Raw genomic sequence first — 25,935 nt, 5'->3', positions numbered from 1 at the left:
CATCTTAGATTATTGCGTAATCTTTTGTGTCTCCATGCATTTGAGAGCGGCAGTCCAGCTTCCGAATAGGACATTAATCGTAGACGTACTCGGCACGTTCCGTCCTTCAGCCCATTTTCGGTAATGGAGGATACTGAAGTGGGATAATTCTTTTTTCGCAAGACGCAACGCTTCAATGACATCCTCTTCATCCCATTTTCTTTTTGGTGGAGCGATGTCCAACACAAAAAGTGCATAGCTCCAAGAACCGTACTTCCGGGCAATTGTGGCGACTGTCGGATAGCCACGTTCTTGTGCCCACACTGCATAGTGTTGTGACGTTAAGCGTTCGAGTTCTTCAGACGCTTCAATCAAGGCTTGAATGATTCGTTCTTCACTATTTTTAGCGGCCGTCGTTTGAAGTTTGGCCTCTCGAAGTGCATTCGACCATGAACCAAAACGACTACTGATAAGTGTGAGGGAAGGAGAACGCGTCACTTTTGACCATTCTCGGTACGTTTGACTCGTGAATAGAGTGAGTTCTTCTGCAGCTTTGTTTAATGCGAGTAGAATATCTTCGTCTGAATAATAATGGAACGAGAGCTTAATTTGTGCGGCAACGAGGGCTTCACGCCACGATCCGAATTGGTGAATGACAGTAGAAAGGGAAGGAACATTTTTGTCATGTGACCAAACACTGTATTGTTTGGAATCGAGTTCTGAGTATTCTTGGGCAGCGAGTTGCAAAGCTTGTACGATTTGAGGTCGTGTCCATTTTTTCATCTTGGTGTCTCTCCTTTTGTAGGGACGCTAGCAGGCGTCTTAGAAGGTCTCTTGGTGTGAATGAACATGTATGTTGTCAGAACGGTCGTACAGAAGTGAATAGCGATGCGTTGCAGGTACCTCCTTTTCAATCAAAACACAGTTGTCAACAACACCCAATTTTATTTGGTTTATTCTTTCCATTCCCGTTAGGTGGGAAATTATTCATTATGTGAATGAAATAGTGAGAATAACTTTGTAAACTTATTTGTTACAGCGATTTCATTAATAACAAAAAGCTCGAATTATCCTTAAATTTGTTACAACGACTCGGGTAGTTTACTATCATCAACGTATTCTTCGCACAGTCCATGACCCAACAAGATCAAACAACTTAGACATTTGGAGGTGCAGTAAACGATGGCTACACTCGTTAGCGTATATCGGAGAAATCGTAGAAACTTACTATTTTTCTGTGTCGACATTGCAATCGTTTCAATCGTGTTATACATGACGTTTGATATTTTGTTCTCGAGAGTGATGCCTTATACGGCAACGAATTACGATTTGATGCTGATGGTATTCATCAAGATGATCAGTTTTATGTTCGTCGGAATGCTTTTGAAAATTCACCGAATCGATTGGCGTTACGCATCCATTCATGAAATGAAACAAGTGACGATTGCGTTGATTAGCAGTGACTTGATTTTATTCGCTTACAATCAAATTCAATTTGGGCGCGGACTTGGAGTAATGATTGCCGTTCAAGGCTTGCTTGCGTTTAACTTCATTCTGTTTACTCGTGTACTAGCACGAAACCATGTTCTGCATACGTTTAAACTACATGCTTCTCCCCAAGGTCGAAAAACACTCATCATCGGAGCCGGGAACTCAGGTCAACTCATCGTGCGTGAATTGAAGGAGTATCGAACAACAGTACTTCACGTAGTGGGCATACTCGATGACGATTCGATGCTTGAGTCGTTATACGTTCATGGTGTTCCGATTCTTGGAACGACGGATGAATTAGAACGAATCATCGAAGATCAAGGAATTGAAGTTGTGATTCTCTCGATTCCTAGCTTGTCGTACACAAGACGAATCGAGTTGTTAAAACGAATTGAGAAGACAGGCGTTGAATCCCACGCTTTACCGATGATATCGGAACTTGCGACTGGAAATGTTTCAATCAACGAAATCCGCGAAGTGAAGATTGAAGACTTGTTGGGACGTGAGCCCGTCCAACTCGATATTTCTGGTATCTCGAAACATGTAGAAGGCGCAACCGTTCTAGTGACTGGAGCTGGGGGGTCAATCGGCTCAGAACTTTGCCGTCAATTGATCAAGTTCAAACCAGCCGAGATGATTCTTCTCGGACATGGTGAAAACAGTATTTATTTAATCGAAAAAGAACTGAGCGGTCTTGGACTTGAGACGAAGCTTCATCCGGTCATCGGTGACGTGCAGGACATAGAGCGTCTCGAGTATGTTTTTCAGACGTATCGTCCTGAAATTGTGTACCATGCAGCGGCTCATAAACACGTCCCATTAATGCAAGACAATCCGTTAGAAGCCGTCAAAAACAACGTGTATGGAACGAAAAATATGGTTGATGTTGCCTCCAAATATCGAGTTGATCGATTCGTGATGGTTTCAACTGACAAGGCGGTGAATCCGACGAACGTCATGGGGTCGACAAAGCGGATCGCAGAAATGATTGTTCAAGAAAAATCACGATCGAGCGAGACGATCTTCGCGGTCGTTCGGTTTGGTAACGTACTCGGTAGTCGTGGGTCCGTCGTCCCACTTTTTAAAGAGCAAATTGTACGAGGCGGTCCTGTCACCGTAACCGACCCAGAGATGACACGTTACTTTATGACGATTCCTGAGGCGAGTCGACTCGTTATTCAAGCGAGTGTGTTGTCACGAGGCGGTGAAATTTTCGTGCTTGATATGGGCAATCCGGTAAAAATCATCGACTTGGCCAAGAAAATGATTGAACTCAGTGGATTTACCACCGATCAAATTCCGATTGCAGTGACGGGCATCCGTCCAGGCGAAAAATTATACGAAGAGTTACTGGCTACCAATGAACTGGACCCAGAGGCAAATATTTTCCCTAAAATCTTTGTCGGTTGCACGCGTCCATTCACATCAGCGACTCCTATTTTGCGGTTAGTCGAACACTTTAGAGACAATAGTGCAGCACTGACTGATGCCTTACTTTTTGTTGCTAACAGCGATGATATTGATGGAGATTTGCAACGAATCTTTGCAAGTGGATTCGAATTCATCCCAGCCCAGCAAGTGCGGATCCGCGTCGCCGATGGAAATTAAAGGGGGGAGTGCAATGAGTAATCGTGTCATGGTGGTCGGTGTGTCAACGTTTAAAGGATTTCATATTGCTCGACGTCTATTAAAAGAAGGTTACGAAGTAATCGGGATCGATGACGAAGGACAAGCGAAACATCAACTCTCAAAGCAACGACTCTACGTATTGTCTCACCCGATGTTTCATCTCATTCGAACAGATACCTCACACAGGCCGAATATGCGTCAAGTCATGACGATGTATGAGCCAAATCATGTCATCTTATGTGGAGGACCTTCAAGTGTTTATACAGGGAGGGAGATGGAGCGCTTTGAACAGGTGAAGCAATTGATCAGAAGTCAAAAAAATAGGGTGTCCGCCCCATCGTTCATCACTTTCGACCTTCCAATCGAAGATACACGACATTCCTCGTCGGCACTGCACCTCGTGACAGAAGATGTTTACGGCCCTTGGAACGATTCGACTACGTTGTTCTCAAAAGCAGTGCTCGCTATTGATCAAGGTCATCGTATGGTTGGTTACTATGCAACGGATATCGTGAAAGCTTCTTATATCGATGATGTGGTTGAAACAGTCGTTCGAGTTCTACGGCTCATTCAATCAGATTTGACTCTCGTTGGGCAGTTTCGAATTAACGCTTCCGACTATGTCCATGTTCAAACGTTATTAACTGAAGTCGGATATTTGATGCATCATCCGGTAAACCTGACGCTTCCGGTTCGTGATCAAGTGTTTCATGAAGTAGATTTGCCTACGCTAGAAGCTATGACTGGTTTTAACCCTCAGACATCCTTATATGAAGGGTTGAAGGAATTGATTGAATGGTACGACACCTATCAAACGATGATGAAGGAGGACATGAGCACATGAATATTCTATTATCAAAGCCGCACATGTCCGGTCGAGAAATGATCTATGTAGAGGAGGCGTTCTCGAGTAATTGGATTGCCCCACTCGGTCCGAACGTCAACGCATTTGAAGACGAACTTGGAAAGTACACCGATCATGCGCATATGTTGGCAACTAGCTCCGGTACGGCGGCGCTCCATCTTGCCTTGATGACGCTCGGGATAGAGAAGAACGATCTCGTCTTTTGTCAGACACTCACTTTTGTCGCTTCGGTCAATCCAATCCTTTACGTCGGAGCAACACCGGTCTTCATTGACTCAGAAGATGAGACGTGGAACATGTCTCCGGAGGCTTTGCGGAAAGCACTCGTTCAAGCTGCTACGAAAGGGCGATTACCTAAAGCAGTCATCGTTGTTCATCTATATGGGGTGGTCGCGAAAATCGGTGAGATTCGTCAAATTTGCAAGGAATTTGAGGTCCCGTTGATTGAAGATGCCGCAGAGTCACTCGGTTCGACGTGGCAAGGTCTAATGACCGGTACGATTGGAGACATCGGTTTTTATTCATTCAATGGTAATAAAATCATCACAACATCAGGCGGAGGGATGCTACTGCTCGGCTCTGACAGTCAACGTCAACATGCGTTAAAACTCGCAACACAAGCAAGGGAGAATGAGTTGCACTATGAGCATGAGGAAGTAGGTTATAACTACCGTTTAAGTAATGTCTCGGCAGGTATCGGTCGTGGACAGTTAGAGGTCATCGAACAGCGGGTACGTGCGCGACGCAATGTCTTTAAACGATATGAACGCATGTTTTCAGAAATGGATGTCACGTACCAACAAGAGGTTCCGTATTCGCGTGCGAATCGTTGGCTGACTGCGATGCAACTTGGTCGAGACGTCGTCAGCCGTGATCAATTGATTCAACACTTAACAGGGGCTGGTATTGAATCACGACCTGTGTGGAAACCAATGCATTTACAGCCGCTCTACCGAGATGCTGAATATGTCACAGTCGATGGAGAAGATGTCAGCCGTCGATTATTTGAAAACGGGATTTGTTTACCGTCGAGCTCCAATATGACGATTGGAGAACAGCAAAAAGTGATTCAAACCGTGCTTGATACACGTTCTTTCATAAAAGAAAAAAGCGTGTAAGGAGGAACATATATGACGAAGGAAGCAGAGATCATTCAAGCGCTTCAAACTGCTGCATCTCTGACTCCCTCCCTCACGGTGACACAATATCAACGATGGAGCCAAAATCGAGACGCCCCCACGTTTCTAGACATTTTGAAAGTATACGGGACGTGGACAAGTGCCTTGAAAGCGTCAGGGTTGTTAGAACCAAGGCGTTATGAATCTCATGATTTTATACAAGCGCTTCGGCTCGCATCGATACAAGGAGGAAAGTTAACGAGCAGTCAATATCAACAATGGGCAGCTGGTCGGAACGTCCCTTCATTAGGTGATATTATTACCCACTTTGGGTCATGGAGTCTTGCTGTAAAAGCGGTCGAACATTTAGAAGAAGAACATTTCACGGTACAACCCGCGAAAGAGAAAGCGGAGATGGTGCAAGCGTTGTATGAGGCCTATCGGGTGTTAACCCCGTTCAATGCGATTACTTATCAAAAATGGGCGAAACAATTTCATAAACCGAGTGTGGCAAAAGTGTCAAGGCGTTTTGGCTCATGGAAGCGGGCTCTATATGAACTTGGGATTCAAGAAGTGACGGATCGAAAGCGATAAGTGTGGAGGGATGTGGAGATGACTAGACCCATTGTGCTCATGATTAGTGATCATCATACGTCAATTTTTGTATATCATGCTATCCGTAATTTGGGAGTAACACATGTCATTCAAGAAGATGAGCCAACCGAACATCGACCGCAGTCTCTCAAGGAATGGCTTATCCATCAATACATTCGGTGGGCGACACCGTTTATGCGTTGGACGAGTCAAAAGCGTATTCAAGAAGTGAGAAAACGGTATCCGCTAAATGATCTATCGATTCCACCCCACCATATCATTCATGTGTCATCATTGAACGATGATAAGACGATGATGTGGCTTGAAAAACTTGCCCCAGAGTTAATTGTTGTCCATGAAACAGGGCCGATTGAGCCGAGTCGATTGAATCAATTGCCGTGTCCGATTCTCACGATACATCCATCAATGGCGGAAGGACAGCTACAAGCATATTGGGCGATTCAACATCAGCCTTCGTTCTGTGAGACGACGCTTGAACAATGGACCACACAAGGATGGCGGGTTCTCGAGCGAGTGGTCATCTATAAAGGTGGGACCGACAATTTTGCCACATATCCTTACCTACAATTGACAACGGTCTTACCGATGTTACGTCGACACATCGAAACGATGGATAGTATGAAAACAGACCACCGACAAATCAAAGTCCAAGCCTGAGGCTTGGACTTAACTGTTGACGATACAATAATATTGGATGGCTTCGTTGTAATAGGCAGCAAGACCTGGCTCGAAGCGGTCATAAAATTCGGTAAATCGTTCATCCGCCACATACATCTGTCCGAGTCCACTGAACATGTCGAGCGAACAATCGTAAAAGTGTGTGTCGATGAACAGATGATTGTCTCTGACAATTGATTGAACCCGTTCATCCTCGATTGCGACTTGTGAGCGGAACAGGTCGACGAGTGGCGCAATCAAATCGAGGTGCATCTGATTCATGCGCTCCCAGTCCGTTTTCGAGCGCTTCGCCGCCCGTTCTTGTGTGGTTTTGTAAGCTGAACTGTCCCCCCACCGCTCCTTTACCTCATCTTGATGCTTTGCCTCATGTGCTTGAATCTCTTCATAAGACAATCCGTTGAACAATGATTTGTCTTCCATCAGGATCCCTCCTTTTAGTGAGGTGAGGGTCGCTTCAGCAGTCTCCGCCAACTTCGCAAAATAAGCCGCTTTCTGTCGTAACGCCTCGATATGCTCACTCAACACCTCGACTCGGTCGAACGTCGTCGAATCAAGCAATTGTCTGATTTGATCGAGGGGGACATCGAGTGTTCGGTAGAATAAGATAAGTTGCAACCGTTCTGCGTCGTTCGACATGTAACGCCGGTAACCGTTATCATCGCGAGCGGGAACGAGAAGACCAATCGCGTCATAGTGTCGAAGCGTTCGTGTCGTCGTCCCTGCGAGTGCCGCGAGTTGTTGGATGGTGTACATCCCTTCACCTCCTTAGCTTCAGCGTAAATGTTGACGTCACGTCAAGGTCAAGCCCGTTTTTCAAATAACGAAAATCCGTTCCGTTCCCCGATGTAACGGAAACCGAACTGAGGATAGTACCCATTCAAGAAGGTGTTGTCGGCAACACAGTCTAACCGAATCGTTGATGGTGAATGGGAGAGCGCATATTCCATTAATTTCTCTCCAATCCGCTCACCCTTTAAACTTGAGTCCGTGACGAGTCGATGCAAGTAAACGGCATCGTCCGGTTTTTCCCATAGGTTATGGTCCCAATCGGTCGGTGGGATGAGACTGACCGAACCGACCACTTGCGCGTCACGTTCATATACAAACACGGACCCTTTCGTTAAATCGTGTCGTACATAATCCGAGCGGCTCGGCTCTAAATACTTGACCCATTGTGACTTCCCGGCGACTTGAAACTCTTTCGCTTTCTTCAAAATTAAGTGATCGATTGCTGGGAAATCCCGAAGTGTAGCAGGTCGAAACATGATAAAACACCTCGCTTTCATTTCTTTACAAAATCGTGTAGGGTACACGTTAAGTATGCTGATGAAACATCTTTGTATCATTGAATGTTTTTTGGTAAGATAAATTTATTGCAACGTGCAAACGATTGCGCTAATGATATAAAGTTCACAGCACGGATAAGATGATTATATATGAAGAGCAGTGAGTTTTGGGATAAGGAGTATCTAGATCACATGCAACTTTTACAACGAGAACAACAAACACAAACAAAGACGCTTAAACGCAACTGGTGGAAAGAAGCCGTCGCCTATCAGATTTATCCGCGCAGTTTTTACGACGCGAACGGAGACGGAATCGGAGACATCCAAGGAATCATTGATAAGCTCGACTATTTGAAAGACCTCGGCATTGACGTCATCTGGATTTGTCCGATGTATAAGTCACCAAACGATGACAACGGCTATGACATTAGTGACTACCAAGACATCATGGACGAATTCGGCACGATGGAAGACTTTGACCGCTTGTTGGACGAAGTGCATCAGCGCGATATGAAACTGTTGCTCGACCTCGTCGTCAATCATACGTCGGATGAGCACCCGTGGTTCGTTGAATCGAAGAGCTCAAAAGACAATCCGAAGCGAGACTGGTACATTTGGCGCGATGGGAAGCTGGATGGATCGAAGCCGAACAACTGGGAATCGATTTTCGGCGGGTCGGCTTGGGAATTCGATGAGACGACGGAGCAATACTACTTGCATGTCTTCTCGAAGAAACAGCCGGACCTCAACTGGGAAAACGCTGAGATGCGTACAGCCGTGTACGATATGATCAACTGGTGGCTCGAAAAAGGAATCGACGGGTTCCGAGTCGATGCGATCAGCCACATTCGCAAGAATCCGACGTTCGCCGACTTACCGAACCCGAACGACCTCGATTTCGTGCCGTCGTTTGAGATGCATATGAACGTGGACGGGATTCACGACTATTTAGAAGAACTACGTGACGAGACGTTCAATAAACATGACATCATGACAGTCGGTGAAGCGAACGGTGTATCCCCTGACGATGCGCACCTTTGGGTCGGTGAAAAAGAAGGGAAGATGAACATGGTCTTCCAATTCGAACATATGGACCTATGGAGTGAAAATGCCGATTCGAAACTCGATGTCGTCCATTTGAAGAACGTGTTGACGAAATGGCAAAAAGGGCTTGAAGCCGACGGATGGAACGCGCTTTACGTCGAAAACCATGACCAAACACGTACCGTCTCAAAATGGGGAGATGATGAGCGTTATTGGAAAGAGAGCGCGAAATCGATTGCGATGATGTACTTCCTCATGCAAGGGACGCCGTTTATCTATCAAGGTCAAGAAATCGGGATGACGAACGTCAAATTTGATTCGATTGACCAATATGATGACATCGCGACACGCAATCGCTACTATATCGGCGTCGAACAAGGGAAGAGCCATGACGAAATGATGCGCATCACGTGGAACTCGTCACGCGACAACACGCGTACACCGATGCAGTGGAGTGATGCTCCGAATGCCGGGTTCACGTTCGCGGAGAAGCCATGGTTCGGGATCAATCCGAACTATACAGCCATCAACGTCGAATCGCAGCTTGAAGACGAGGACTCGATCTTCAACTTCTATAAAGAGATGATTCAACTTCGCAAAGGTGATGAGACGTTTGTATACGGTTCGTATGACGTCGTCTTACCGGATCATTCGGAAGTGTATGCTTATACGCGTACGCTCGGGGAGACGCAATACCTCGTCGTCACGAACTTGACGGCGAAAGAGACGATGTTTGACATGGATCAAACACTTCGTGCGAAAGATGTCGTCTTGAGCAATATGCCGATTGAAGGCGATGTTGAATCAACACTCCTTCATTTGAAACCATTCGAAGGCCGTGTGTATAAAGTACGCTAACCTTTTCACTTTTCATAGGGAGACCGCGGGCACATCATTGCCTGCGGTCTTTTTCTGGAGTTGTCTTTCAAGCGTATCGAGACACATATCAATCTTGACAATGAAGCATCCGTCCGTTTCACAGAGCGTGTCGGAATGTCGTACGAGTGCACAAGAGAAGGATTCATCTATGAAAACGATGAGTGGATGAATCACTTTGTCTACGTGAAGACGAAGCAATGTCAATAGAACGATATGTGGAAGATGTGGTACGATGAGTTGACGGAAAGGGGGATGAGCATGGCGATTGAACCACTTCGCGTGCGTGTCCAGCAAACAACACGGATGAGTGATATTCCAGAAGCGATTGAGTTAACGATGGATGGATTATACTATCCATTGAAGACTGGATTTATTCTCATGTTTGACCAGCAACAAGAGGACGGACCAGTCCCGACGACAATCAAGTACACACCAGAACGGTTGGCGCTCATCTGCAAAGGACCGATCGAGATGAACCATTCCTTCATCGAAGGTCGTTTCACGCAAAGCTTATATAAGAATGCCTATATGTCGATGACGATGGCCACGACGACATCGCGACTCGATGTGTCTGAAGAGTCATGTACGTTCGTATACGAATTATCCATGAATGAAGAAAACGTGGGTATATACGAAGTACATGTCACATGGACGTTTGAAGGAGGAGAGAGCGTATGAACTTCACAGAACGCGTAAATAAGATTGAAGAGATGTTAAATGAAGATTGGTTCGAGATGCTCGAGACGAACGAAGAAGAGTATGAAGAGTGGCGCGGTCGCCTTGAAGACCATGCTGAGCAAGTCATCATGCATTATGACCAAGAAAACGGAGTCGATGTCGACTCAATCGATAAATTGCTTCAACTGAACGATGAGTTCCCGCTCCTATACGGGGAAGACACCGTTCGCCTGTACATCGCACTTATTGAGGCGCGGTCAGAAGACAAAGCGGTCTACGATCGGTACGTCGATTATTTGGCAGCCATCAGTGATGCATCGCATGAACAGTTTTTACATTTCCATACGCTCGTCGAAGCAGGTCGGTTGGAAGAAGCGAGACAACTCGCGCCACATATGCCACAACGGCTCGGACTCGAAGAGTGAGTCTACGAAAAGTGTCATCTGAACAAGATGGCGCTTTTTTTCATGCCTAAAAGGGGGACAATATCCAATCAGAACGTCCATTTTATTTCGAGTGAGCATTCTCTAAGATAAAGGAACAAGGAAATCAAATAGAGAACGTGAATGGAAATGGATAAAGGGGGAATTGTGATGTTAAGACTAATCAAAACATCTGTCGAACAAAAAGAACAGATTCTCGCATTTTTACAGGAATGGTATGAGCGCGATGAACGAATCGTCCCGACCTCAGTCGACCGTGAGACGATGGACTTCGAGGCATACGTCAACACGTTACGCCAGAAAGAGTTGCGTGAACATATTGAGGAAGGCTGGGTCCCGAGTACGACGTATTGGCTCACGGATGGGGAAGAACTTCTCGGAGCGGCGAACATTCGTCACGAGTTGAACGAGTCGCTTTTGAAGATTGGTGGCCATGTCGGGTACGGGGTGAAACCGAGCGCGCGTGGGCGTGGACTCGCCACACGTCAACTGCAACTTGCGCTTGAAAAAGTGAAAGAGCTCGGCATCGAGCGTGCACTCATCACGTGCAACCGAACGAATATTGCTTCACGTCAAGTCATTTTAAACAATGGTGGCGTTGCGGATACACCATACACGGAAGAAGATGGGACGATTGTCGAGCGGTTTTGGATTGACTTGAAAGGGTGAAGACGAGATGGCGAACTGGATCATCATCTATTTGACGTTGATTAATTTCTTCGGCATCTATTTGTTCCGGGAAGAGACCGTTCCTTCTAAGAAATGGTTCTCATTCTCGAGTGGGGTCGCCATCACGTACTTCTTCATGTATCTCTTGCCGTCGCTGAACAAACGCCAAGACACGCTTCGCGTCGATTGGTTGAATCTAGCTTTACCATCAGAGATTTATATCGTCAGTCTAATCGGCTTCACACTGTTCTATGGCACCATGCGGTTCGTTCGGACCCCTCACTTTCAAGATGAGGCGGTCGATCGAGCCGTTTCGTATTGGCTACAGGTGACACTACTCACGACATATATGACCTTCTCAGCGTATGTCGTGACGGCCGACTCTGTGACGTTCGTTGCGAGAAGCTTCTATGCGACGGCTCTCGGGGTCCACTTCTTGGCGCTCGGTCATGACTTGAACCGCCATTACGGGGAACGCTATATGCGACAAGGACGCTACTTGTTGAGCGGTGGGATTTTACTCGGAGGTTTCGTTTCACGATGGATTGACTTGGCCGCGCACGTCGAAGCGCTCTGTTTTGCGTTTGTGGCCGGGGCGATGATTCTCAACATCGTGAAATTTGAACTCCCTTCCGACCGGAATTTACACTTTCGCACGTTCGTTTTGGCCGTGTTCAGTTATGGCGGCTTACTCCTTATTTTGAAACATCTTCTAAACTTCTGATGAGAACTTCGCAAAAATGAATGACTGTTCATTCATCATTTGATATACTGAATTCAAGATTGAATCCGTTTTCATAAGGGGGAGTTTTGGGGATGTCTACATTTTTAATCGTCAACTGGATTCTATTCTTGCTCGTCTTCGGCTATGGTGTGTATTTATTTGCTACGCTGGTTCACCAGCGCTATACGTTCATCAAGCTCGGGAAGAAGGCAGAATGGAACCAAACGAACAAAGAACGACTCGAGCAGGTCATGATCAACGTGTTCGGTCAAAAGAAATTGTTAAAAGATAAGAAGAGTGGCGCAATTCACGTCATGATGTTTTATGGCTTCATCCTCGTCCAATTTGGGGCGGTTGATTTTATTTGGAAAGGACTAGCGGTCGGAACACGTTTCCCACACATCCCGCTCGGTCCGCTCTATCCAATCTTTACGTTCATGCAAGAAATCGTCATGCTCATGATTCTCGTCGCGGTCGTTTGGGGGTTCTACCGTCGTTACGTCGAGAAGCTTGTACGCTTGAAACGGAATTTTTTAGCGGGTCTCGCCCTCATCTTCATTGGCGGGCTGATGGTTTCCGTCTTGTTCGGGAACGGGTTTTACCTCGTCTATAAAGAAGAGCTTCCGATGTGGGGCGAACCGGTCGCGACACTGATCGGTTCAGCGTTTGCTTGGGTACCAGGATCAGTCGCATTCGCGTTGTTCGTCGTCTTTTGGTGGATGCACCTGTTGTTCTTACTCAGCTTCATGGTCTACATCCCGCAAGGCAAACACGCTCACTTGATTGCCGGGACGCTCAACGTCTGGCTCGGTCGTACCCATAAAGTCGGACGCTTAGCGCCCGTTGATTTTTCGGCGATGGAAGAAGCAGAAGAGTCAGATGAAGAGATTGTGTTCGGGGTTAATAAAATCGAAGACTTTAACCAAAAACAACTCGTCGACTTGTACGCTTGCGTCGAGTGTGGACGCTGTACGAATGTGTGTCCGGCAACAGGAACTGGGAAGATGTTGTCGCCGATGGACTTGATTGTCAAACTTCGCGACCATATGAATATGAAAGGTGCAGCGGTCACAAGAAAATCACCTTGGGCACCGGCACTCATGTTCCAAAACACGCAAGGTGCTGAAATCGCAGCAGCGGCGCAAGACGGACATATGCTCGTCGCAGACGAATTGATCGGCAACGTCATCACGGAAGAAGAAATCTGGGCGTGTACGACATGCCGGAACTGTGAAGACCAATGTCCGGTCATGAACGAGCACGTCGATAAAATCATCGACCTTCGTCGCTACCTCGTCATGATGGAAGGAAAGATGGATCCGGAGGCACAGCGCACGGTCGCAAACATCGAGCGTCAAGGAAACCCATGGGGAATGAACCGAAAAGAACGCGAGAACTGGCGCAAGGATACAGAGCTCGTCATCCCGACGGCGAAGGAGAAGAAAAAAGCAGGTGAAGAATTCGAATACCTCTTCTGGGTCGGCGCGATGGGTTCTTACGATAGCCGTAGCCAAAAAGTCGCGCAAAGCTTTGCGAGCGTCTTGAACAAGGCCGGCGTCTCATTCGCGATTCTCGGAAATGAAGAGAAAAACTCAGGGGATACACCACGTCGAATCGGGAATGAGTTACTCTTCCAAGAACTCGCTGAAGCGAACATTAAACTGTTTGAGAAGTATGGGGTGACGAAAATCGTCACGGTCGACCCACACGCGTACAACACGTTCAAAAATGAGTATCCGGACTTTGGACTTGATGGTGTGAAGGTGTATCACCATACGGAATTACTCGCCGAGTTGCTCGACACAGGTCGCATCCAGCCGGATCTTCAAGTGAACGAACGCGTCGTCTACCACGATTCTTGCTATCTCGGTCGTTACAACGGCATTTATGACGCACCGCGGTTCGTCCTCGAACGCATACCGGGTGTCGAACTCGTCGAAGCGACACGTAACCGTGAAAACGGTATGTGCTGTGGAGCAGGTGGTGGTCTCATGTGGCAGGAAGAAAAAGTCGGGACACGTGTCAACGTGGCTCGGACGGAACAGTTGCTTGAGACGAAACCGACCGTCATCGGTTCGGCGTGTCCGTACTGCTTGACGATGTTGTCAGATGGAACGAAAGCGAAGGAAGTCGATGAGACGGTCGGCACGTTCGACGTCGTCGAATTGCTCGATCGTTCGCTGAAAGCCATCGAGATCCCAGAACCGATTGTCCAATAATACAGGAAGGCACGGTCCGCGGACCGTGCCTTATTTGTTTACTGTATTTCGGAAGTAGATAAAAGAGAGGAGGTTAAGTGGGATAACCCTTGTGTTGTCTCGTTGATGGACGAAATGGTTTCGACCATCTGTCCGAGGTCTTGTTTGTTTCGTTCGAAAGAAAGGACATATTGTCCCATCTCTTCTTGGACGGTCGAAAACCCAACTTTGACGGCGTTTAGTTGACGCATCGCTTCATCGTTCGTCCGATGCATGTGACCCATTTGATCGAGGAGAGCCGCGATGTTCGTCTCATTCTCATGAATGAGCGCATTGATTTGACTGCTCAGCTGTTTCGCATTCTCCGCGAGTGTGCGTACTTCGGTGGCGACGACGGCGAACCCTTTGCCGTGTTCACCTGCACGGGCCGCTTCAATCGAAGCGTTCAAGGCGAGTAAGTTGGTTTGATTGGCAATTTGTTCGATGCTTCGCGTCATGCTGACGATATCTTGAGAACCGTCCTTCAAAGCTGTTATTCGATCGAGTGAGGTATCGACATAGGTAGCCGACTGTTTGAATTCAGCTTCCATCTGTTCGATTTGTTCTCCATTTGTATGAGTCAACGTCATCAAGTGGCGACTCATCTTTTCTGTTTGTTCCGTCTCTGCCAAGACTTGATGAGCGCGATTGCTTGTATCGGACATAGCTTGCCCTGTATGCTCCATTGTCGTCGCCACTTCTGTACTGACGCGTGACACGTCACTTAATAGAGCGGCACGGGATTGGTTCGCAGACTCAAGCTCATCGAGACGGGCGTTCACATATTGTTCGGTAACGATTTGAGCGTCCAAGTTCATCGCGTGTGACAGAGCCAAAAGGGATTCGGTCAGAATGGCCGGATCGTGTTGATACGTTTCGACCACTTTCGGGATGAGCAAGGTGTTAAACGCCGAGTATGTTGCCAAGAACCAGACGACGGGGACTGAAAAATGGTGATGGGTTTGTCCCATTCGCTTCCGCATTGCTAAAAATTTATCATCGATGTTCCCGGTTAACAGACTACGGAAATAAGCAGCAAATACATTTTTTAAACGTTCTCGTGTCGACGAGCCATTCGCAATTTGAACCATCTCTGGTTGAAGCATTAAGTGGTCGAGTACATTTTCGAGTACCTCGTCTAGGACGGACTCGACTAGTGGAGCCATGTCTTGTAGCCGTTTCACTTGAGATGATGTATATCCCATATAGTGTGCGCGCCCGTTTAAGCTCGAGTCGGCTGGTTTAGCGATTGTGTGAATCTCAGGAAATCCTTCGGAAGCGACGAAATCTTTTGAAGTTGTCTTACGAAAAAATGCCATATTTTTATTCTCCTTCTATTTCATATCTAAAGTGGCGTTCTCTTCTATATCGGCAGAAATATGAAGAAGCTAAGAAGTCAATGTGTTGCAAAACAGGTTCATCGACAAATAGAACTGGAAAAGGAAAAATGAGGAGTAGAATATTCCAGTTTCAGTGATGGGTGGACTTATGAAAAACATAGTGATCCTGTTGACGATTGTAAGTGCCCTAAGTAGTCAAATTCTTCCACAGATTTTGTTCTTATCCATCATGGCGGTCGAAGAAGGTGTCGGACGTCTCATTCCATTTTTAATATCGGATTGATTAGTCTGTACTGGTTCCGAATCAAAACGGAGACATCGAACGAATCATAATTTACTCTAGCTTTTTCATATCGCTTTTGTTTATAATGAGGAGTGATGTTTAACTAGTGACGGAAAAGGAGTGTCCTTTAATGAATAAATCGTTGATTGATTTCGTTTATGAACTTCTCCAAGAAACTGGCGAGCAGCCTGTTTCTTTTGATGAGATTCGCGAAAAAATCAAGCAAAATTATACGTTTGCGAGTGAAGAGGAAGAACTCGAGAAAATCGCACAACTTTACACCGATTTGAACATCGACGGGTTGTTCGTCAACTTAGGTGCAAACCGCTGGGCGCTTCGCGTATGGTATCCATTCGACAAGTCGGATGAAGATCTCGTCATCGAAGCACGTCAACGTGGTGAACTTGACGAATTCGAAGAAGAGTTCGAAGAGGCAGACGAAGGTATCGTCGACATCGAAGATGACTTGGATGTATTCGCAAAAGTTGAAGATTACGATTCAACTGAATTTGACGATGCGGGCGAACAAGAAAAAGTTGATGGCCTAGATGACTTCAAGGATGATGATTTGGACGACGACCTCGATCTCGAAGACGAGGATGATTTATAAGAGACCGCAAAAAGCCGGGCATTGGGCCCGGCTAGGCGTGTCTCTTTTTCTTTTTTAATGATTTTGAACAACATGAAAAAAAGAAAAAATAATATCTTGACGACTGTATCGTCTCTGGCGTAAATTAGTCATGGGCTAGTTTAGCACGTAACGATGCAGCAAAAGTGTCCTCCATTCACGGGGGCACTTTTGCTTTTTTTGTTTTTTCGTTTCCCGACGGTTGGTATTTAAGAGAGGAGAAAGAAACATGACAAAGTACATTTTCGTAACAGGCGGGGTAGTTTCTTCGCTCGGTAAAGGGATCACGGCAGCTTCACTCGCACGTCTACTCAAAAATCGTGGACTCAACGTGACGATTCAAAAGTTTGACCCATATATCAACATCGACCCAGGTACGATGAGCCCGTATCAACACGGAGAAGTATTCGTCACAGATGATGGTGCGGAGACTGACCTTGACCTCGGACACTATGAGCGTTTCATCGACATCAACTTGTCGCAAAACGCGAACGTCACATCAGGGCGCATTTATTCGACTATCTTGAAGAAAGAGCGTCGTGGAGACTATAACGGCGGAACGGTTCAAGTCATTCCGCATATCACGAACGAAATCAAAGATCGTGTCTTCCGTGCGGGACGCGAAACGAACGCCGATGTCGTCATCACAGAAATCGGTGGAACAGTGGGGGATATCGAATCCCTTCCGTTCATCGAAGCGATTCGCCAAGTGAAAAATGATATCGGCAAAGAGAACGTCATGTACGTCCACTGTACACTCGTTCCTTACCTTCGCGCGGCAGGCGAAATGAAAACAAAACCGACACAACATAGCGTCAAAGAACTTCGCAGCTACGGGATTCAGCCAGACATCATCGTCCTCCGCACGGAGCATGATATTCCGGAAGACATGCGTGAGAAAATTGCGCTCTTCTGTGATACGCGTAAAGAAGCAGTCATCGAGGCGCAAGACGCATCGACGCTTTATGAAGTACCACTCAACCTTCAAAAACAAGGGATGGACCAACTCGTCAACGACTATTTCGGCTTCAACACACCGGCTGCGGATATGACGGCATGGAAAGAACTCGTTCACACGGTCACGCATCTTGAGAAGAAAGTGAAAATCGCACTCGTCGGAAAATATGTCGAATTGCGTGATGCCTATATCTCGGTCGCAGAATCGCTCAAGCATGCGGGTTATGCGTTCAATGCAGATATCGACATTGACTGGGTCAACGCAGAGGACGTGACGGCTGAAAACGTCTCGGACATCCTTGGTGATGCAGACGGTATCCTCGTCCCAGGTGGATTTGGTGAGCGTGGAATCGAAGGGAAAATCGAAGCGACACGTTTCGCACGTGAAAACAACGTTCCATTCTTCGGGATTTGTCTCGGGATGCAACTTGCGACGGTCGAGTTTGCCCGTAACGTGTTGAAGTTGGACGGTGCACATACGGCTGAAATCGACCCATCGACACCGTATCCGATTATCGACCTTCTTCCAGAGCAAAAAGACATCGAAGACCTTGGAGGTACACTCCGTCTCGGACTGTACCCATGTAAACTTGAAACAGGGACGAAAGCACACGCGGCATACGACCAAGAACTCGTATACGAACGTCACCGTCACCGTTATGAGTTCAATAACGAATACCGTGAAGCATTCGAAGCGGAAGGATTCAAGTTCTCAGGTACGAGCCCAGACGGTCGTCTCGTGGAAATCATTGAAATTCCAGAACACAAGTGGTTCGTGGCATCACAGTTCCACCCAGAGCTCATCTCACGTCCGGAACGCCCACAACGTCTATTCCATGATTTCATCCAAGCATCACTTGGAGAATAAGTGATTGAAAGCCACGATTCGAAATGAATCGTGGCTTTTCTACATCAAAAGCATGAGGTGCAAGACGTCCTTGGCAGGATACATCACCTTCACTTTCTGGGTACACTAGAAGTAGAACGGGGAGAGGGTGATGGCTCATGAAAGAACGACATTCGATTTATCTTGGATATGGATTGGGACTTGTCGCGCTCAGTCTGTTGCCATTCGTCGTCTTACCTTCCCTCTTATTGCCTTACCAACTAGGGTGGACGGGCGTTGTCTTGCTCGCGCTCTCGGTCGGGCTACTTCGAGCGATACGCGACGGCTCGAATGTCATCTTGAAGCAGATGTGGAAAATCACATTTTCTCTTTTTTTAATCTTCGTGTTCGTCTATTACGTATCATTTGGACTCGTCTTATACGATACGTATGGACTGGATCGTCTATTAGAACAGTACGAGCGTCAGGCGGTTTGGGTGTTCGCGGCATTCAGCTTTCTACAGCCAATCGCCTTACCGGTCCCAGAAGCGGTCAGTGTGCCGATTGGGAGTGTCGCCCTCGGTCCATTTCGTGCCGCTCTGGTTGGGAGTATTGCGACCACGCTTGGTATCTTCGTCATGTATGGATTGGCACGATTCGGCCGAGAGCGAATCATCCGCTGGGTCGATGAGGAGAAGTTGAAGACGTACGATCGATATGTCGAGAAGTATGGCCTTGGCATCTTGCTCGTCTTGTTCATTATTCCGATTTTACCGGACGAGGTCATTTGTCTCGCCGCCGGGTTTAGCCGCGTGCCGTTCCCGCGTTTCGCGGGCATCGCGTTCGGCGCGAAACTCGTCACATCGTTCGGGCTTGCCTACTCTGTCTCCATCGGACAATTGTTTATGACTGATTCGAGTCCAATCGCCATCGCTTCCGTCATGGCGAGTTTGATCGTCTTAATCCTCGCGTTCATTTGGCGCAAACGAAAAAAAGGGGATTCGAACGGGACACACGAATAAGGTGAGGACTTTCATATGGATGAAAACAGGTACGAAGTCTATTTAAAGACTTCGTACCTGTTTTGTATGATTTTGTATATATTTGTCACCATATTGACGATTTCATTCGTAATGAGTTTGCTACAATCGAATCGATGAAATTAAATAGGAGAGAGCAAGAATGAAACGACACATGTTAGTTATTTTGATGTTATTGATTGGAATGGGTACATGGTATTACATCACCGGATCCGCCCCGACGATTAAAAAAGTTCCGACACCATCCTTTACTGGACAATACCCCGGGTTACATTTAACGGTAGAAAGTGAACAAGCAAAAGCATATACGACAGCAATCTCTCTTCCAAGAACAGATTATGAAGTGCTAAACGATGAGCTTGATGCGTTCATTTTAGAAAAGAAAGAAGCGTTTCAACACAACTTAACCCCTAATCACGGTCAAAAGGGTCACTTAAATATCCAGACCGATACATATCAAACGAATCAGACTGAATACACGCTAGTCGCCCATACTTATGCATTCACCGGTGGAGCGAATGGTCAAACTAACGTCGACGTATTTCGGTTGAACCTTTCGGACGGTACATTCATTGAATGGGATGATGTTTTACGTGATGATCAACATGCTTTAGAATGGTTTCAGAGTAGCGTCATCACACAATTGCAAAATCAAGAATACGTATTTGAAGATCAGTTACGTGAAGCGATTAAACACCCTAAATCGACGAAGTGGATACTGACATCCTCTGGTCTAGTTGTCATGTTTGATGAGTATGAAGTGGCAGCGGGAGCGGCGGGTGTGGTAGAAGTTCATATCCCGATGAAGGAAGTTGAGCCGTTTTTGTTATCCAAATTAAATGCGTCCGCTGCACAAGAAGAGGATTCTCCAATCATGAGTCCCTCAAATAAGCCGCTTGAACCCAATGGGAAATATGTTGCTCTGACGTTCGATGATGGACCACATCCGGTAGTCACACCTAACATTCTTGAGGCACTTGAGAAATACCAAGCGCGTGCTACGTTCTTTATGTTAGGGAGTCAGATGGAATTCTATCCTGATGTGGCGAAGCAAGTAGCGTTGTCAGGACATGAGCTAGCAAACCATACTGAACATCACCCGGATTTGACACAATTGTCTGAGAAGGGAATTGAAGTTGAACTCAAACAGGTTGATGAACGAATTGAGAGGCTGACAGGAGGACGTTCAGCATTAGTTCGTCCACCATACGGAGCAAAAAATGAAATGATTGAGCAAATTCTTAAGACAAGGGAGCAGACCCTTGCGTTGTGGACAGTCGATTCTCTTGATTGGAGTCATCGTAATGCCGATCAAATGTATCGCTTGATTATGGATAATGTCCATCCAAATGCTGTTGTACTGATGCACGATATTCATGAGTCTACAGCCGAGGGATTGCCGAAAGTTCTCGATGCGCTGAAACGTGAAGGATACACATTTGTGACGATGAGTGAGCTCTTGACTTTGGAATAGTAATTGAACCCACCGTGATAAACGGCGGGTTCATTTCTTTACTTCACTTTTTGATCTTTAATCGGGAACCACCCGGCACGAGTCGTGATCGCATTCCAAAGTGGAGCCGGGACAGCAAGTTCGGCTTGTTTATCCAAGTCGAGTTCTGTCTCGATGTCATCTTCACGGTCCGTCTTCACTTTTTCGAGCCATTCAGGGTCGATGATAAGTTCACGACCGAGCGCGGCGAAATCGACAACGTCGAGTGCATCTTCGACTTGAGCAGGACGTTGGAGTTGTCCGACTCCGATGAGTGGGATGGCACCATTGATGCGTTTGGCGATGCGGTCAATCGAACGTTCCATGACGTTTTCGTCACGCATAGAGGCTGTATTGAAGTTCCAAAGAGAAGCGTGAATATAATCCACACCTTCTTCTAAAATCATATCGAGCAACACATCCGTGTCGTCAAGTGTGATTCCTGGTTCTTCGATTTCTTCTGGTGAGAAGCGATAACCGACTAAGAAGTTCTCTGCATCTGCAGCCGCCTCTTTGACACGACGAATGACTTCGCGTGGGAACGTCAAACGTCCATGAACATCACCACCGAAGCGATCTTCACGGCGATTCGAATGCGGTGAGAAGAATTGTTGAATCAAGTATGTGTTCGCCCCATGAATCTCGACTCCGTCAAACCCAGCTTCGATGGCACGACGTGTCGCTTCGCCGAACGCCTCGATAATAGCTTCGACTTCTGATGTTTCGAGAGCGCGCGGTGTGACAGCGCCTTCTCGAACAGGTGCGACGGCACTTGCACTCACAGGTTGTTCGTTCGGGACGAGTTCAGGTGGTGACATACGCCCGGCGTGGAAAATTTGAAGGATGGCTTTTGCGCCTTCTGCTTTTAAACTTTCTGCCAATTGGCGGAGACCTGGGATGAATTTGTCGTCATTGGCCCCGAATGCGTTCGGGAACCCTTTCCCGTCTTCTGTTACGTAAGCGCAAGCCGTGATGGCAAGCCCGACGCTTTGCGCCCGCTTCCGATAGTAAGCGAGCTCGTGCTCGGAAACTTCCCCGGTTGGTTCTGACGAATAATGTGTCATCGGAGCCAACACGAGGCGGTTCGGTAGTTCGACGCCATTTTTAAACTGAAAAGGTTGTAACATACGTTTCATCTGAAATCCTCCTTCAACATGGTACCTTGAAGTCTAAGCTTCTCAACTAAAAAATGCGAGTCGGATGCTTGTGAATCAACACATTACAGATTGATTAAGCGCAAGAGATGATTGAACTGAAAAGAATAGGGTATAATACAGGAGAAAAGTTGATATTCGGTTCGAGACAATAGAGAGACCATAACAGAAGGGGGAAGCCTTGTTTTTGTTGTGGTCTCTTTTTCTAGTCATCTCAATGAGCCGTATTTACTATAGGAGGGAATAAGATGGAAATCAAAAATTTCTCAGCGAAAGAACGATCAAAACGATATGAGCAACTGACAAATGAGCGTCATGATGTTCTTGTTGTCGGAGGCGGCATCACAGGTGCTGGGATTGCGCTTGATGCATCGTCACGTGGGATGAAGACGGCTGTGCTCGAAATGCAAGACTTTGCGGCGGGGACGTCAAGTCGTTCGACGAAACTTGTTCATGGGGGACTCCGTTATTTGAAACAATTTGAAGTGGCGCTTGTCGCAGAAGTCGGGAAAGAACGGGCCATCGTATATGAGAACGGCCCACACGTCACGACACCGGAGCAAATGCTCTTACCGATGCACAAGGGAGGCACGTTCGGTCCGTTCTCGACAGCAATTGGACTTATGGTGTATGACTTCCTCGCAGGAGTGAAGCGTGCAGAGCGTCGCATGATGCTTAAGCCAGATGAGGTCATCAAAAAAGCACCACTCGTGAAAAAAGATGATTTGGTCGGAGGCGGCTATTACGTAGAGTATCGGACGGATGATGCTCGAATGACAATTGAAGTGGCAAAAGAAGCGGCGAATCACGGTGCGCTTCTTATGAACTATGCAAAAGTAACTGGATTGATCTATGAGAACGGTAAAGTGGCCGGTGTACACGTCGAGGACCAGATTGACGGGTCGACGTATGACGTATATGCGAAGAAAGTCATCAATGCGACGGGCCCGTGGGTCGATGAATTACGAGAAGAGGATAACTCGAAGAAAGGGAAACAACTTCGCCTCACAAAAGGGATTCACTTGGTCATCGATCAATCGAAATTCCCGCTCAAACAAGCGATTTATTTCGATACACCAGACGGGCGGATGGTCTTCGCGATTCCGCGCGGAAATAAAGCATACGTTGGAACAACAGATACGTTCTTCGATAAAAACAAAGCGCATCCACGCATGACGACGGAAGACCGTGATTATATTTTAGAAGCCATTCACTATATGTTCCCTGACGTCAATGTCACGGCGGATGATGTAGAGTCGAGCTGGGCAGGTATTCGTCCGTTGATTTATGAGGAAGGAAAAGACCCTTCTGAAATTTCACGTAAAGATGAAATTTGGCAGTCAGACAGTGGCTTAATCACGATTGCCGGCGGTAAATTGACAGGGTATCGGAAGATGTCAGAAACGGTCGTCGACCTCGTCGCTAAATTATTGAAAGAAGAGGACGGTGTCGTCTATTTGGCGAGTCGGACGAAGCATATGCCAATGTCAGGTGGTCATGTCGGCGGGTCGAAAGGCTTCAACGATTTCCTCGAGAAGAAAACAAAGGAACTTCAAAATCATGGCTTAGACGCGACTCACGCGGAAGAACTCGTTCGTCTATACGGTTCGAATATTGACCGCGTTATTGAACGGATGGACTCCAATGCGTATGATCTTCCGGAAATTGTCTACGCGCAGTTAGTCTACGGGGTTGAAGAAGAGTCGGTCGTTCGGGCCATCGATTTCTTGATTCGCCGGACTGGGGCGATGTTCTTTGATATCGACTTTGTCCGTCAGTATAAAGACGGTGTGCTTCGATGCATGGCTGACGTCTTCAAATGGTCAGACGAACGCTTGAAAGAGGAACGTGAAGAGGTCGAGAAGGAGATTGAAATCGCAGTCGTTCCGGTGACAGTCGAATCCTAAAGTTTAACGTAGCGCCCGAGAGGTTCATTCTAAACAGGATGAACCTCTTTTTGTGGAATGGTTTCATGACTTCGGAATAACGGTATACCTACATAAGTAGTGATTCTTATATCGAAGGAGAATTTTTTTATGAAGCGAAATCTCATCGCCGTATTGTTGATCGGCGTTTTATTAGTGATTGGTTGGCGCTATGTCGACCCGAATCGTCTACTGGCGGACGTTTATTATGTCAAAGTACCTAATGCTGAAGTGGCGACAAAAGTCTCTGATGGTTATCGCTATGACCTGATTGGATACGATGTGGATGGGAAAAAGCGACCGTTAGCCATTACAAGCTCTTCACTACTCGCGGAAGGTGACTATCTGAAAGTGTTTGTGAAAGAAGAAGATGCGGAAGTGACCGATTATGAGCGGGTCAATCAGTTAGATGTGCCTGAGCAATTGAAAGAAGAACAGGAAGTGGACAGTTCCGAACCAGCGTTCCCTTGATTTCAAAAGATAGGCATCGCGAAAAAAAGATGAGTTTGGTATGGTTAAATTGTTTGATTATGGAAAACGATGAATGAAAGAAGGGACATGCATGTCACGGATGTTGATTGCGGATGACCAGGATGGTATTCGTACGATGCTCGCACAAGTGTTCACAAACATGGGTGTAGATGTGGACTCGGCACAAGACGGCATCAGCGCATGGGAATTTTTAGAGCGGGAACGATACGACCTAGTCTTGCTTGATATGAACATGCCTCGAATGCTTGGGCATGAAGTGTTGCGACGAATGCGCGAAGAGAAGTTGGAAACGCCTGTAATGATTATGACGGCGTTTGGAGAAGAAGCGGTGATTGAAGAAGTACGTCGACTTGGAATAATCGCGCAGTTCGAAAAACCGTTTGATATATACGGGATGATTGAAAAAGTGAAGGAAGTCTTGAAAATCTGACATTTCGTCACGAAGATGACATATGTAAACGCTTGCGCTGAGTCATTTCTATGCCCGAATAGCATAGGCACATGTTTTACGGTGTGTTATAATGGGAACGAATTGCACGGGGGTACTTTCCCTAAACGTGTATAATAGCGAACAGACAGGAGGATGTCATTATGCCATTAGTATCAATGACAGAAATGCTTAACAAAGCATTCGAAGGCAAGTATGCAGTCGGCCAATTCAACATTAACAACCTCGAGTGGACGCAAGCGATTCTTCGCGCTGCGGAAGACGAGAAATCACCAGTAATCCTCGGTGTATCAGAAGGTGCAGCGAAATACATGGGTGGCTTCACTACAGTTGTCAAAATGGTTGAAGGTCTCATGCACGACTACAGCATCACTGTTCCAGTTGCAATCCACCTTGACCACGGTTCTTCATTCGATAAGTGTAAAGCAGCGATCGACGCTGGCTTCACATCAGTCATGATCGACGGTTCACACCATCCGATCGACGAAAACGTCGAAATGACGAAGCAAGTTGTCGAGTACGCGCACGCTAAAGGTGCTTCTGTTGAGGCAGAAGTCGGTACAGTTGGCGGCGAAGAAGATGGCGTAGTCGGTGGTGTACAATACGCTGATCTTGATGAGTGCGTACGTGTCGTCAAAGAAGCGAAAGTGGATGCACTTGCTGCAGCACTCGGTTCTGTACACGGAGAATACGCAGGCGAGCCAAACCTCGGCTTCAAAGAGATGGAAGAAATCGCAGAAGCGACTCAAACTCCACTCGTTCTTCACGGTGGATCAGGAATTCCTGAGCACCAAATCAAAAAAGCAATCGAGCTCGGACACAGCAAGATTAACGTTAACACAGAGTGCCAACAAGAGTGGACTCGTGCCGTACGTGAGAAAGTTGCTGCTGATGCAAAAGTATATGACCCACGTAAAATCATCGGACCTGGTATTGAAGCGATCTACAACGTCGTTACTGGTAAGATGCGTGAGTTTGGTTCAAGCAACCAAGCGTAATCCTGTTTGATCAAGTC

General features: G+C 46.7%; 25 protein-coding genes. 20 read left to right on the top strand and 5 right to left on the bottom strand.

The window, feature by feature from the left end:
• Window positions 1-9: 9 nt before the first annotated feature.
• Window positions 10-762, bottom strand: coding sequence for a homing endonuclease associated repeat-containing protein (locus KNO95_RS08860; protein ID WP_214700229.1), 753 nt, complete (start codon window positions 760-762; stop codon window positions 10-12).
• A 399-nt stretch (window positions 763-1,161) separates the two neighbouring features.
• On the opposite strand from KNO95_RS08860, the gene KNO95_RS08855 reads away from it, so the two are divergent.
• The 5 genes from KNO95_RS08855 to KNO95_RS08835 are packed head-to-tail and all read left to right on the top strand — an operon-like array spanning window position 1,162 to window position 6,354.
• Window positions 1,162-3,078, top strand: a complete 1,917-nt coding sequence (locus KNO95_RS08855) for a polysaccharide biosynthesis protein (protein ID WP_214878751.1) — start codon at window positions 1,162-1,164, stop codon at window positions 3,076-3,078.
• Window positions 3,079-3,091: 13 nt separating this feature from the next.
• The gene (locus KNO95_RS08850; protein WP_214878749.1) at window positions 3,092-3,943 is read left to right on the top strand and encodes an NAD-dependent epimerase/dehydratase family protein; all 852 of its coding nucleotides are present in this window, start codon (window positions 3,092-3,094) and stop codon (window positions 3,941-3,943) included.
• Window positions 3,940-5,082: an aminotransferase class I/II-fold pyridoxal phosphate-dependent enzyme gene (locus tag KNO95_RS08845; protein WP_214703144.1), complete on the top strand. Its 1,143-nt coding sequence runs from the start codon at window positions 3,940-3,942 to the stop codon at window positions 5,080-5,082. The genes KNO95_RS08850 and KNO95_RS08845 overlap by 4 nt, the downstream gene beginning before the upstream one ends.
• A gap of 12 nt (window positions 5,083-5,094) precedes the next feature.
• The gene (locus KNO95_RS08840; RefSeq protein ID WP_026825044.1) at window positions 5,095-5,676 is read left to right on the top strand and encodes a hypothetical protein; all 582 of its coding nucleotides are present in this window, start codon (window positions 5,095-5,097) and stop codon (window positions 5,674-5,676) included.
• A gap of 18 nt (window positions 5,677-5,694) precedes the next feature.
• Window positions 5,695-6,354 (top strand): hypothetical protein, encoded by a 660-nt coding sequence (locus KNO95_RS08835; protein ID WP_214878747.1) that lies wholly within the window; start codon window positions 5,695-5,697, stop codon window positions 6,352-6,354.
• Window positions 6,355-6,363: 9 nt separating this feature from the next.
• Here KNO95_RS08835 and KNO95_RS08830 read toward each other — a convergent pair whose 3' ends face one another.
• Both KNO95_RS08830 and KNO95_RS08825 read right to left on the bottom strand, forming a co-directional pair.
• Window positions 6,364-7,128: a MerR family transcriptional regulator gene (locus KNO95_RS08830; RefSeq protein ID WP_214878745.1), complete on the bottom strand. Its 765-nt coding sequence runs from the start codon at window positions 7,126-7,128 to the stop codon at window positions 6,364-6,366.
• 47 nt (window positions 7,129-7,175) lie between these two features.
• On the bottom strand, window positions 7,176-7,640 hold the full coding sequence (locus KNO95_RS08825) for a GNAT family N-acetyltransferase (RefSeq protein ID WP_214700217.1): 465 nt from the start codon (window positions 7,638-7,640) through the stop codon (window positions 7,176-7,178).
• Between the two features lie 213 nt (window positions 7,641-7,853).
• Here KNO95_RS08825 and KNO95_RS08820 point away from each other — a divergent pair, with 213 nt between their 5' ends.
• The 6 genes from KNO95_RS08820 to KNO95_RS08795 all read left to right on the top strand — a co-directional run bounded on the left by KNO95_RS08820 (window position 7,854) and on the right by KNO95_RS08795 (window position 14,317).
• Complete coding sequence (locus KNO95_RS08820) at window positions 7,854-9,563, top strand: glycoside hydrolase family 13 protein (RefSeq protein WP_214703147.1); 1,710 nt, start codon at window positions 7,854-7,856, stop codon at window positions 9,561-9,563.
• Window positions 9,564-9,842: 279 nt separating this feature from the next.
• The gene (locus KNO95_RS08815) at window positions 9,843-10,262 is read left to right on the top strand and encodes a YwiB family protein (protein ID WP_214703148.1); all 420 of its coding nucleotides are present in this window, start codon (window positions 9,843-9,845) and stop codon (window positions 10,260-10,262) included.
• Window positions 10,259-10,687 (top strand): hypothetical protein, encoded by a 429-nt coding sequence (locus KNO95_RS08810; protein ID WP_214685432.1) that lies wholly within the window; start codon window positions 10,259-10,261, stop codon window positions 10,685-10,687. The genes KNO95_RS08815 and KNO95_RS08810 overlap by 4 nt, the downstream gene beginning before the upstream one ends.
• Before the next feature lie 168 nt (window positions 10,688-10,855).
• Window positions 10,856-11,374 carry a GNAT family N-acetyltransferase gene (locus tag KNO95_RS08805; RefSeq protein WP_214703149.1) on the top strand — a complete coding sequence of 173 codons (519 nt, stop codon included), beginning with the start codon at window positions 10,856-10,858 and terminating at the stop codon, window positions 11,372-11,374.
• A gap of 7 nt (window positions 11,375-11,381) precedes the next feature.
• Window positions 11,382-12,098 (top strand): hypothetical protein, encoded by a 717-nt coding sequence (locus KNO95_RS08800; RefSeq protein WP_214703150.1) that lies wholly within the window; start codon window positions 11,382-11,384, stop codon window positions 12,096-12,098.
• 92 nt (window positions 12,099-12,190) lie between these two features.
• Entirely contained in the window at window positions 12,191-14,317 is a 2,127-nt protein-coding gene (locus KNO95_RS08795; RefSeq protein ID WP_214878743.1) for a (Fe-S)-binding protein, read from the top strand.
• Between the two features lie 38 nt (window positions 14,318-14,355).
• Here KNO95_RS08795 and KNO95_RS08790 read toward each other — a convergent pair whose 3' ends face one another.
• Window positions 14,356-15,654 (bottom strand): globin-coupled sensor protein, encoded by a 1,299-nt coding sequence (locus KNO95_RS08790; protein WP_214703152.1) that lies wholly within the window; start codon window positions 15,652-15,654, stop codon window positions 14,356-14,358.
• Between the two features lie 169 nt (window positions 15,655-15,823).
• On the opposite strand from KNO95_RS08790, the gene KNO95_RS14480 reads away from it, so the two are divergent.
• From KNO95_RS14480 to KNO95_RS08770, 5 genes are all read left to right on the top strand, one after another.
• Entirely contained in the window at window positions 15,824-15,958 is a 135-nt protein-coding gene (locus KNO95_RS14480) for a hypothetical protein (RefSeq protein ID WP_285800475.1), read from the top strand.
• Between the two features lie 130 nt (window positions 15,959-16,088).
• Window positions 16,089-16,568: a DNA-directed RNA polymerase subunit delta gene (gene rpoE / locus KNO95_RS08785; protein WP_026825056.1), complete on the top strand. Its 480-nt coding sequence runs from the start codon at window positions 16,089-16,091 to the stop codon at window positions 16,566-16,568.
• Between the two features lie 247 nt (window positions 16,569-16,815).
• Complete coding sequence (locus KNO95_RS08780; protein ID WP_214878741.1) at window positions 16,816-18,411, top strand: CTP synthase; 1,596 nt, start codon at window positions 16,816-16,818, stop codon at window positions 18,409-18,411.
• 137 nt (window positions 18,412-18,548) lie between these two features.
• Window positions 18,549-19,391, top strand: a complete 843-nt coding sequence (locus KNO95_RS08775) for a TVP38/TMEM64 family protein (protein ID WP_214878739.1) — start codon at window positions 18,549-18,551, stop codon at window positions 19,389-19,391.
• A 160-nt stretch (window positions 19,392-19,551) separates the two neighbouring features.
• Entirely contained in the window at window positions 19,552-20,883 is a 1,332-nt protein-coding gene (locus KNO95_RS08770) for a polysaccharide deacetylase family protein (RefSeq protein ID WP_214703154.1), read from the top strand.
• A 38-nt stretch (window positions 20,884-20,921) separates the two neighbouring features.
• Here the strand turns inward: KNO95_RS08770 and KNO95_RS08765 are convergent, their stop codons facing one another.
• Complete coding sequence (locus KNO95_RS08765; protein ID WP_214703155.1) at window positions 20,922-22,037, bottom strand: NADH-dependent flavin oxidoreductase; 1,116 nt, start codon at window positions 22,035-22,037, stop codon at window positions 20,922-20,924.
• 266 nt (window positions 22,038-22,303) lie between these two features.
• On the opposite strand from KNO95_RS08765, the gene KNO95_RS08760 reads away from it, so the two are divergent.
• From KNO95_RS08760 to fba, 4 genes are all read left to right on the top strand, one after another.
• Window positions 22,304-23,962 (top strand): glycerol-3-phosphate dehydrogenase/oxidase, encoded by a 1,659-nt coding sequence (locus KNO95_RS08760; protein ID WP_214703156.1) that lies wholly within the window; start codon window positions 22,304-22,306, stop codon window positions 23,960-23,962.
• Window positions 23,963-24,091: 129 nt separating this feature from the next.
• Window positions 24,092-24,451 (top strand): YxeA family protein, encoded by a 360-nt coding sequence (locus tag KNO95_RS08755; RefSeq protein ID WP_214703157.1) that lies wholly within the window; start codon window positions 24,092-24,094, stop codon window positions 24,449-24,451.
• 91 nt (window positions 24,452-24,542) lie between these two features.
• Entirely contained in the window at window positions 24,543-24,902 is a 360-nt protein-coding gene (locus KNO95_RS08750) for a response regulator (protein WP_026825063.1), read from the top strand.
• 161 nt (window positions 24,903-25,063) lie between these two features.
• Window positions 25,064-25,918: a class II fructose-1,6-bisphosphate aldolase gene (gene fba, locus KNO95_RS08745; protein WP_026825064.1), complete on the top strand. Its 855-nt coding sequence runs from the start codon at window positions 25,064-25,066 to the stop codon at window positions 25,916-25,918.
• Window positions 25,919-25,935: the final 17 nt, after the last annotated feature.

This window comes from Exiguobacterium sp. ERU653, assembly GCF_018617775.1.
In the GTDB taxonomy this organism is placed as follows: domain Bacteria; phylum Bacillota; class Bacilli; order Exiguobacteriales; family Exiguobacteriaceae; genus Exiguobacterium; species Exiguobacterium marinum.
The sequence above is the reverse complement of the archived record's forward strand: the minus strand, read 5'-3'. Positions and strand labels throughout refer to the sequence as shown.

Excerpts from the sequence above, each read along its gene's own strand:
- KNO95_RS08805 (WP_214703149.1), top strand. The coding sequence starts at position 10,856 with ATGTTAAGACTAATCAAAACATCTGTCGAACAAAAAGAACAGATTCTC.
- KNO95_RS08855 (WP_214878751.1), top strand. The coding sequence starts at position 1,162 with ATGGCTACACTCGTTAGCGTATATCGGAGAAATCGTAGAAACTTACTA.
- KNO95_RS08765 (WP_214703155.1), bottom strand. The coding sequence starts at position 22,037 with ATGAAACGTATGTTACAACCTTTTCAGTTTAAAAATGGCGTCGAACTA.
- KNO95_RS08850 (WP_214878749.1), top strand. The coding sequence starts at position 3,092 with ATGAGTAATCGTGTCATGGTGGTCGGTGTGTCAACGTTTAAAGGATTT.
- KNO95_RS08825 (WP_214700217.1), bottom strand. The coding sequence starts at position 7,640 with ATGTTTCGACCTGCTACACTTCGGGATTTCCCAGCAATCGATCACTTA.
- KNO95_RS08790 (WP_214703152.1), bottom strand. The coding sequence starts at position 15,654 with ATGGCATTTTTTCGTAAGACAACTTCAAAAGATTTCGTCGCTTCCGAA.
- KNO95_RS14480 (WP_285800475.1), top strand. The coding sequence starts at position 15,824 with ATGAAAAACATAGTGATCCTGTTGACGATTGTAAGTGCCCTAAGTAGT.
- KNO95_RS08755 (WP_214703157.1), top strand. The coding sequence starts at position 24,092 with ATGAAGCGAAATCTCATCGCCGTATTGTTGATCGGCGTTTTATTAGTG.
- KNO95_RS08845 (WP_214703144.1), top strand. The coding sequence starts at position 3,940 with ATGAATATTCTATTATCAAAGCCGCACATGTCCGGTCGAGAAATGATC.
- KNO95_RS08835 (WP_214878747.1), top strand. The coding sequence starts at position 5,695 with ATGACTAGACCCATTGTGCTCATGATTAGTGATCATCATACGTCAATT.
- KNO95_RS08860 (WP_214700229.1), bottom strand. The coding sequence starts at position 762 with ATGAAAAAATGGACACGACCTCAAATCGTACAAGCTTTGCAACTCGCT.
- KNO95_RS08800 (WP_214703150.1), top strand. The coding sequence starts at position 11,382 with ATGGCGAACTGGATCATCATCTATTTGACGTTGATTAATTTCTTCGGC.
- KNO95_RS08815 (WP_214703148.1), top strand. The coding sequence starts at position 9,843 with ATGGCGATTGAACCACTTCGCGTGCGTGTCCAGCAAACAACACGGATG.
- KNO95_RS08840 (WP_026825044.1), top strand. The coding sequence starts at position 5,095 with ATGACGAAGGAAGCAGAGATCATTCAAGCGCTTCAAACTGCTGCATCT.
- KNO95_RS08830 (WP_214878745.1), bottom strand. The coding sequence starts at position 7,128 with ATGTACACCATCCAACAACTCGCGGCACTCGCAGGGACGACGACACGA.
- KNO95_RS08775 (WP_214878739.1), top strand. The coding sequence starts at position 18,549 with ATGAAAGAACGACATTCGATTTATCTTGGATATGGATTGGGACTTGTC.
- KNO95_RS08810 (WP_214685432.1), top strand. The coding sequence starts at position 10,259 with ATGAACTTCACAGAACGCGTAAATAAGATTGAAGAGATGTTAAATGAA.
- rpoE (WP_026825056.1), top strand. The coding sequence starts at position 16,089 with ATGAATAAATCGTTGATTGATTTCGTTTATGAACTTCTCCAAGAAACT.
- KNO95_RS08820 (WP_214703147.1), top strand. The coding sequence starts at position 7,854 with ATGCAACTTTTACAACGAGAACAACAAACACAAACAAAGACGCTTAAA.
- KNO95_RS08760 (WP_214703156.1), top strand. The coding sequence starts at position 22,304 with ATGGAAATCAAAAATTTCTCAGCGAAAGAACGATCAAAACGATATGAG.
- KNO95_RS08795 (WP_214878743.1), top strand. The coding sequence starts at position 12,191 with ATGTCTACATTTTTAATCGTCAACTGGATTCTATTCTTGCTCGTCTTC.
- KNO95_RS08750 (WP_026825063.1), top strand. The coding sequence starts at position 24,543 with ATGTCACGGATGTTGATTGCGGATGACCAGGATGGTATTCGTACGATG.
- fba (WP_026825064.1), top strand. The coding sequence starts at position 25,064 with ATGCCATTAGTATCAATGACAGAAATGCTTAACAAAGCATTCGAAGGC.
- KNO95_RS08770 (WP_214703154.1), top strand. The coding sequence starts at position 19,552 with ATGAAACGACACATGTTAGTTATTTTGATGTTATTGATTGGAATGGGT.
- KNO95_RS08780 (WP_214878741.1), top strand. The coding sequence starts at position 16,816 with ATGACAAAGTACATTTTCGTAACAGGCGGGGTAGTTTCTTCGCTCGGT.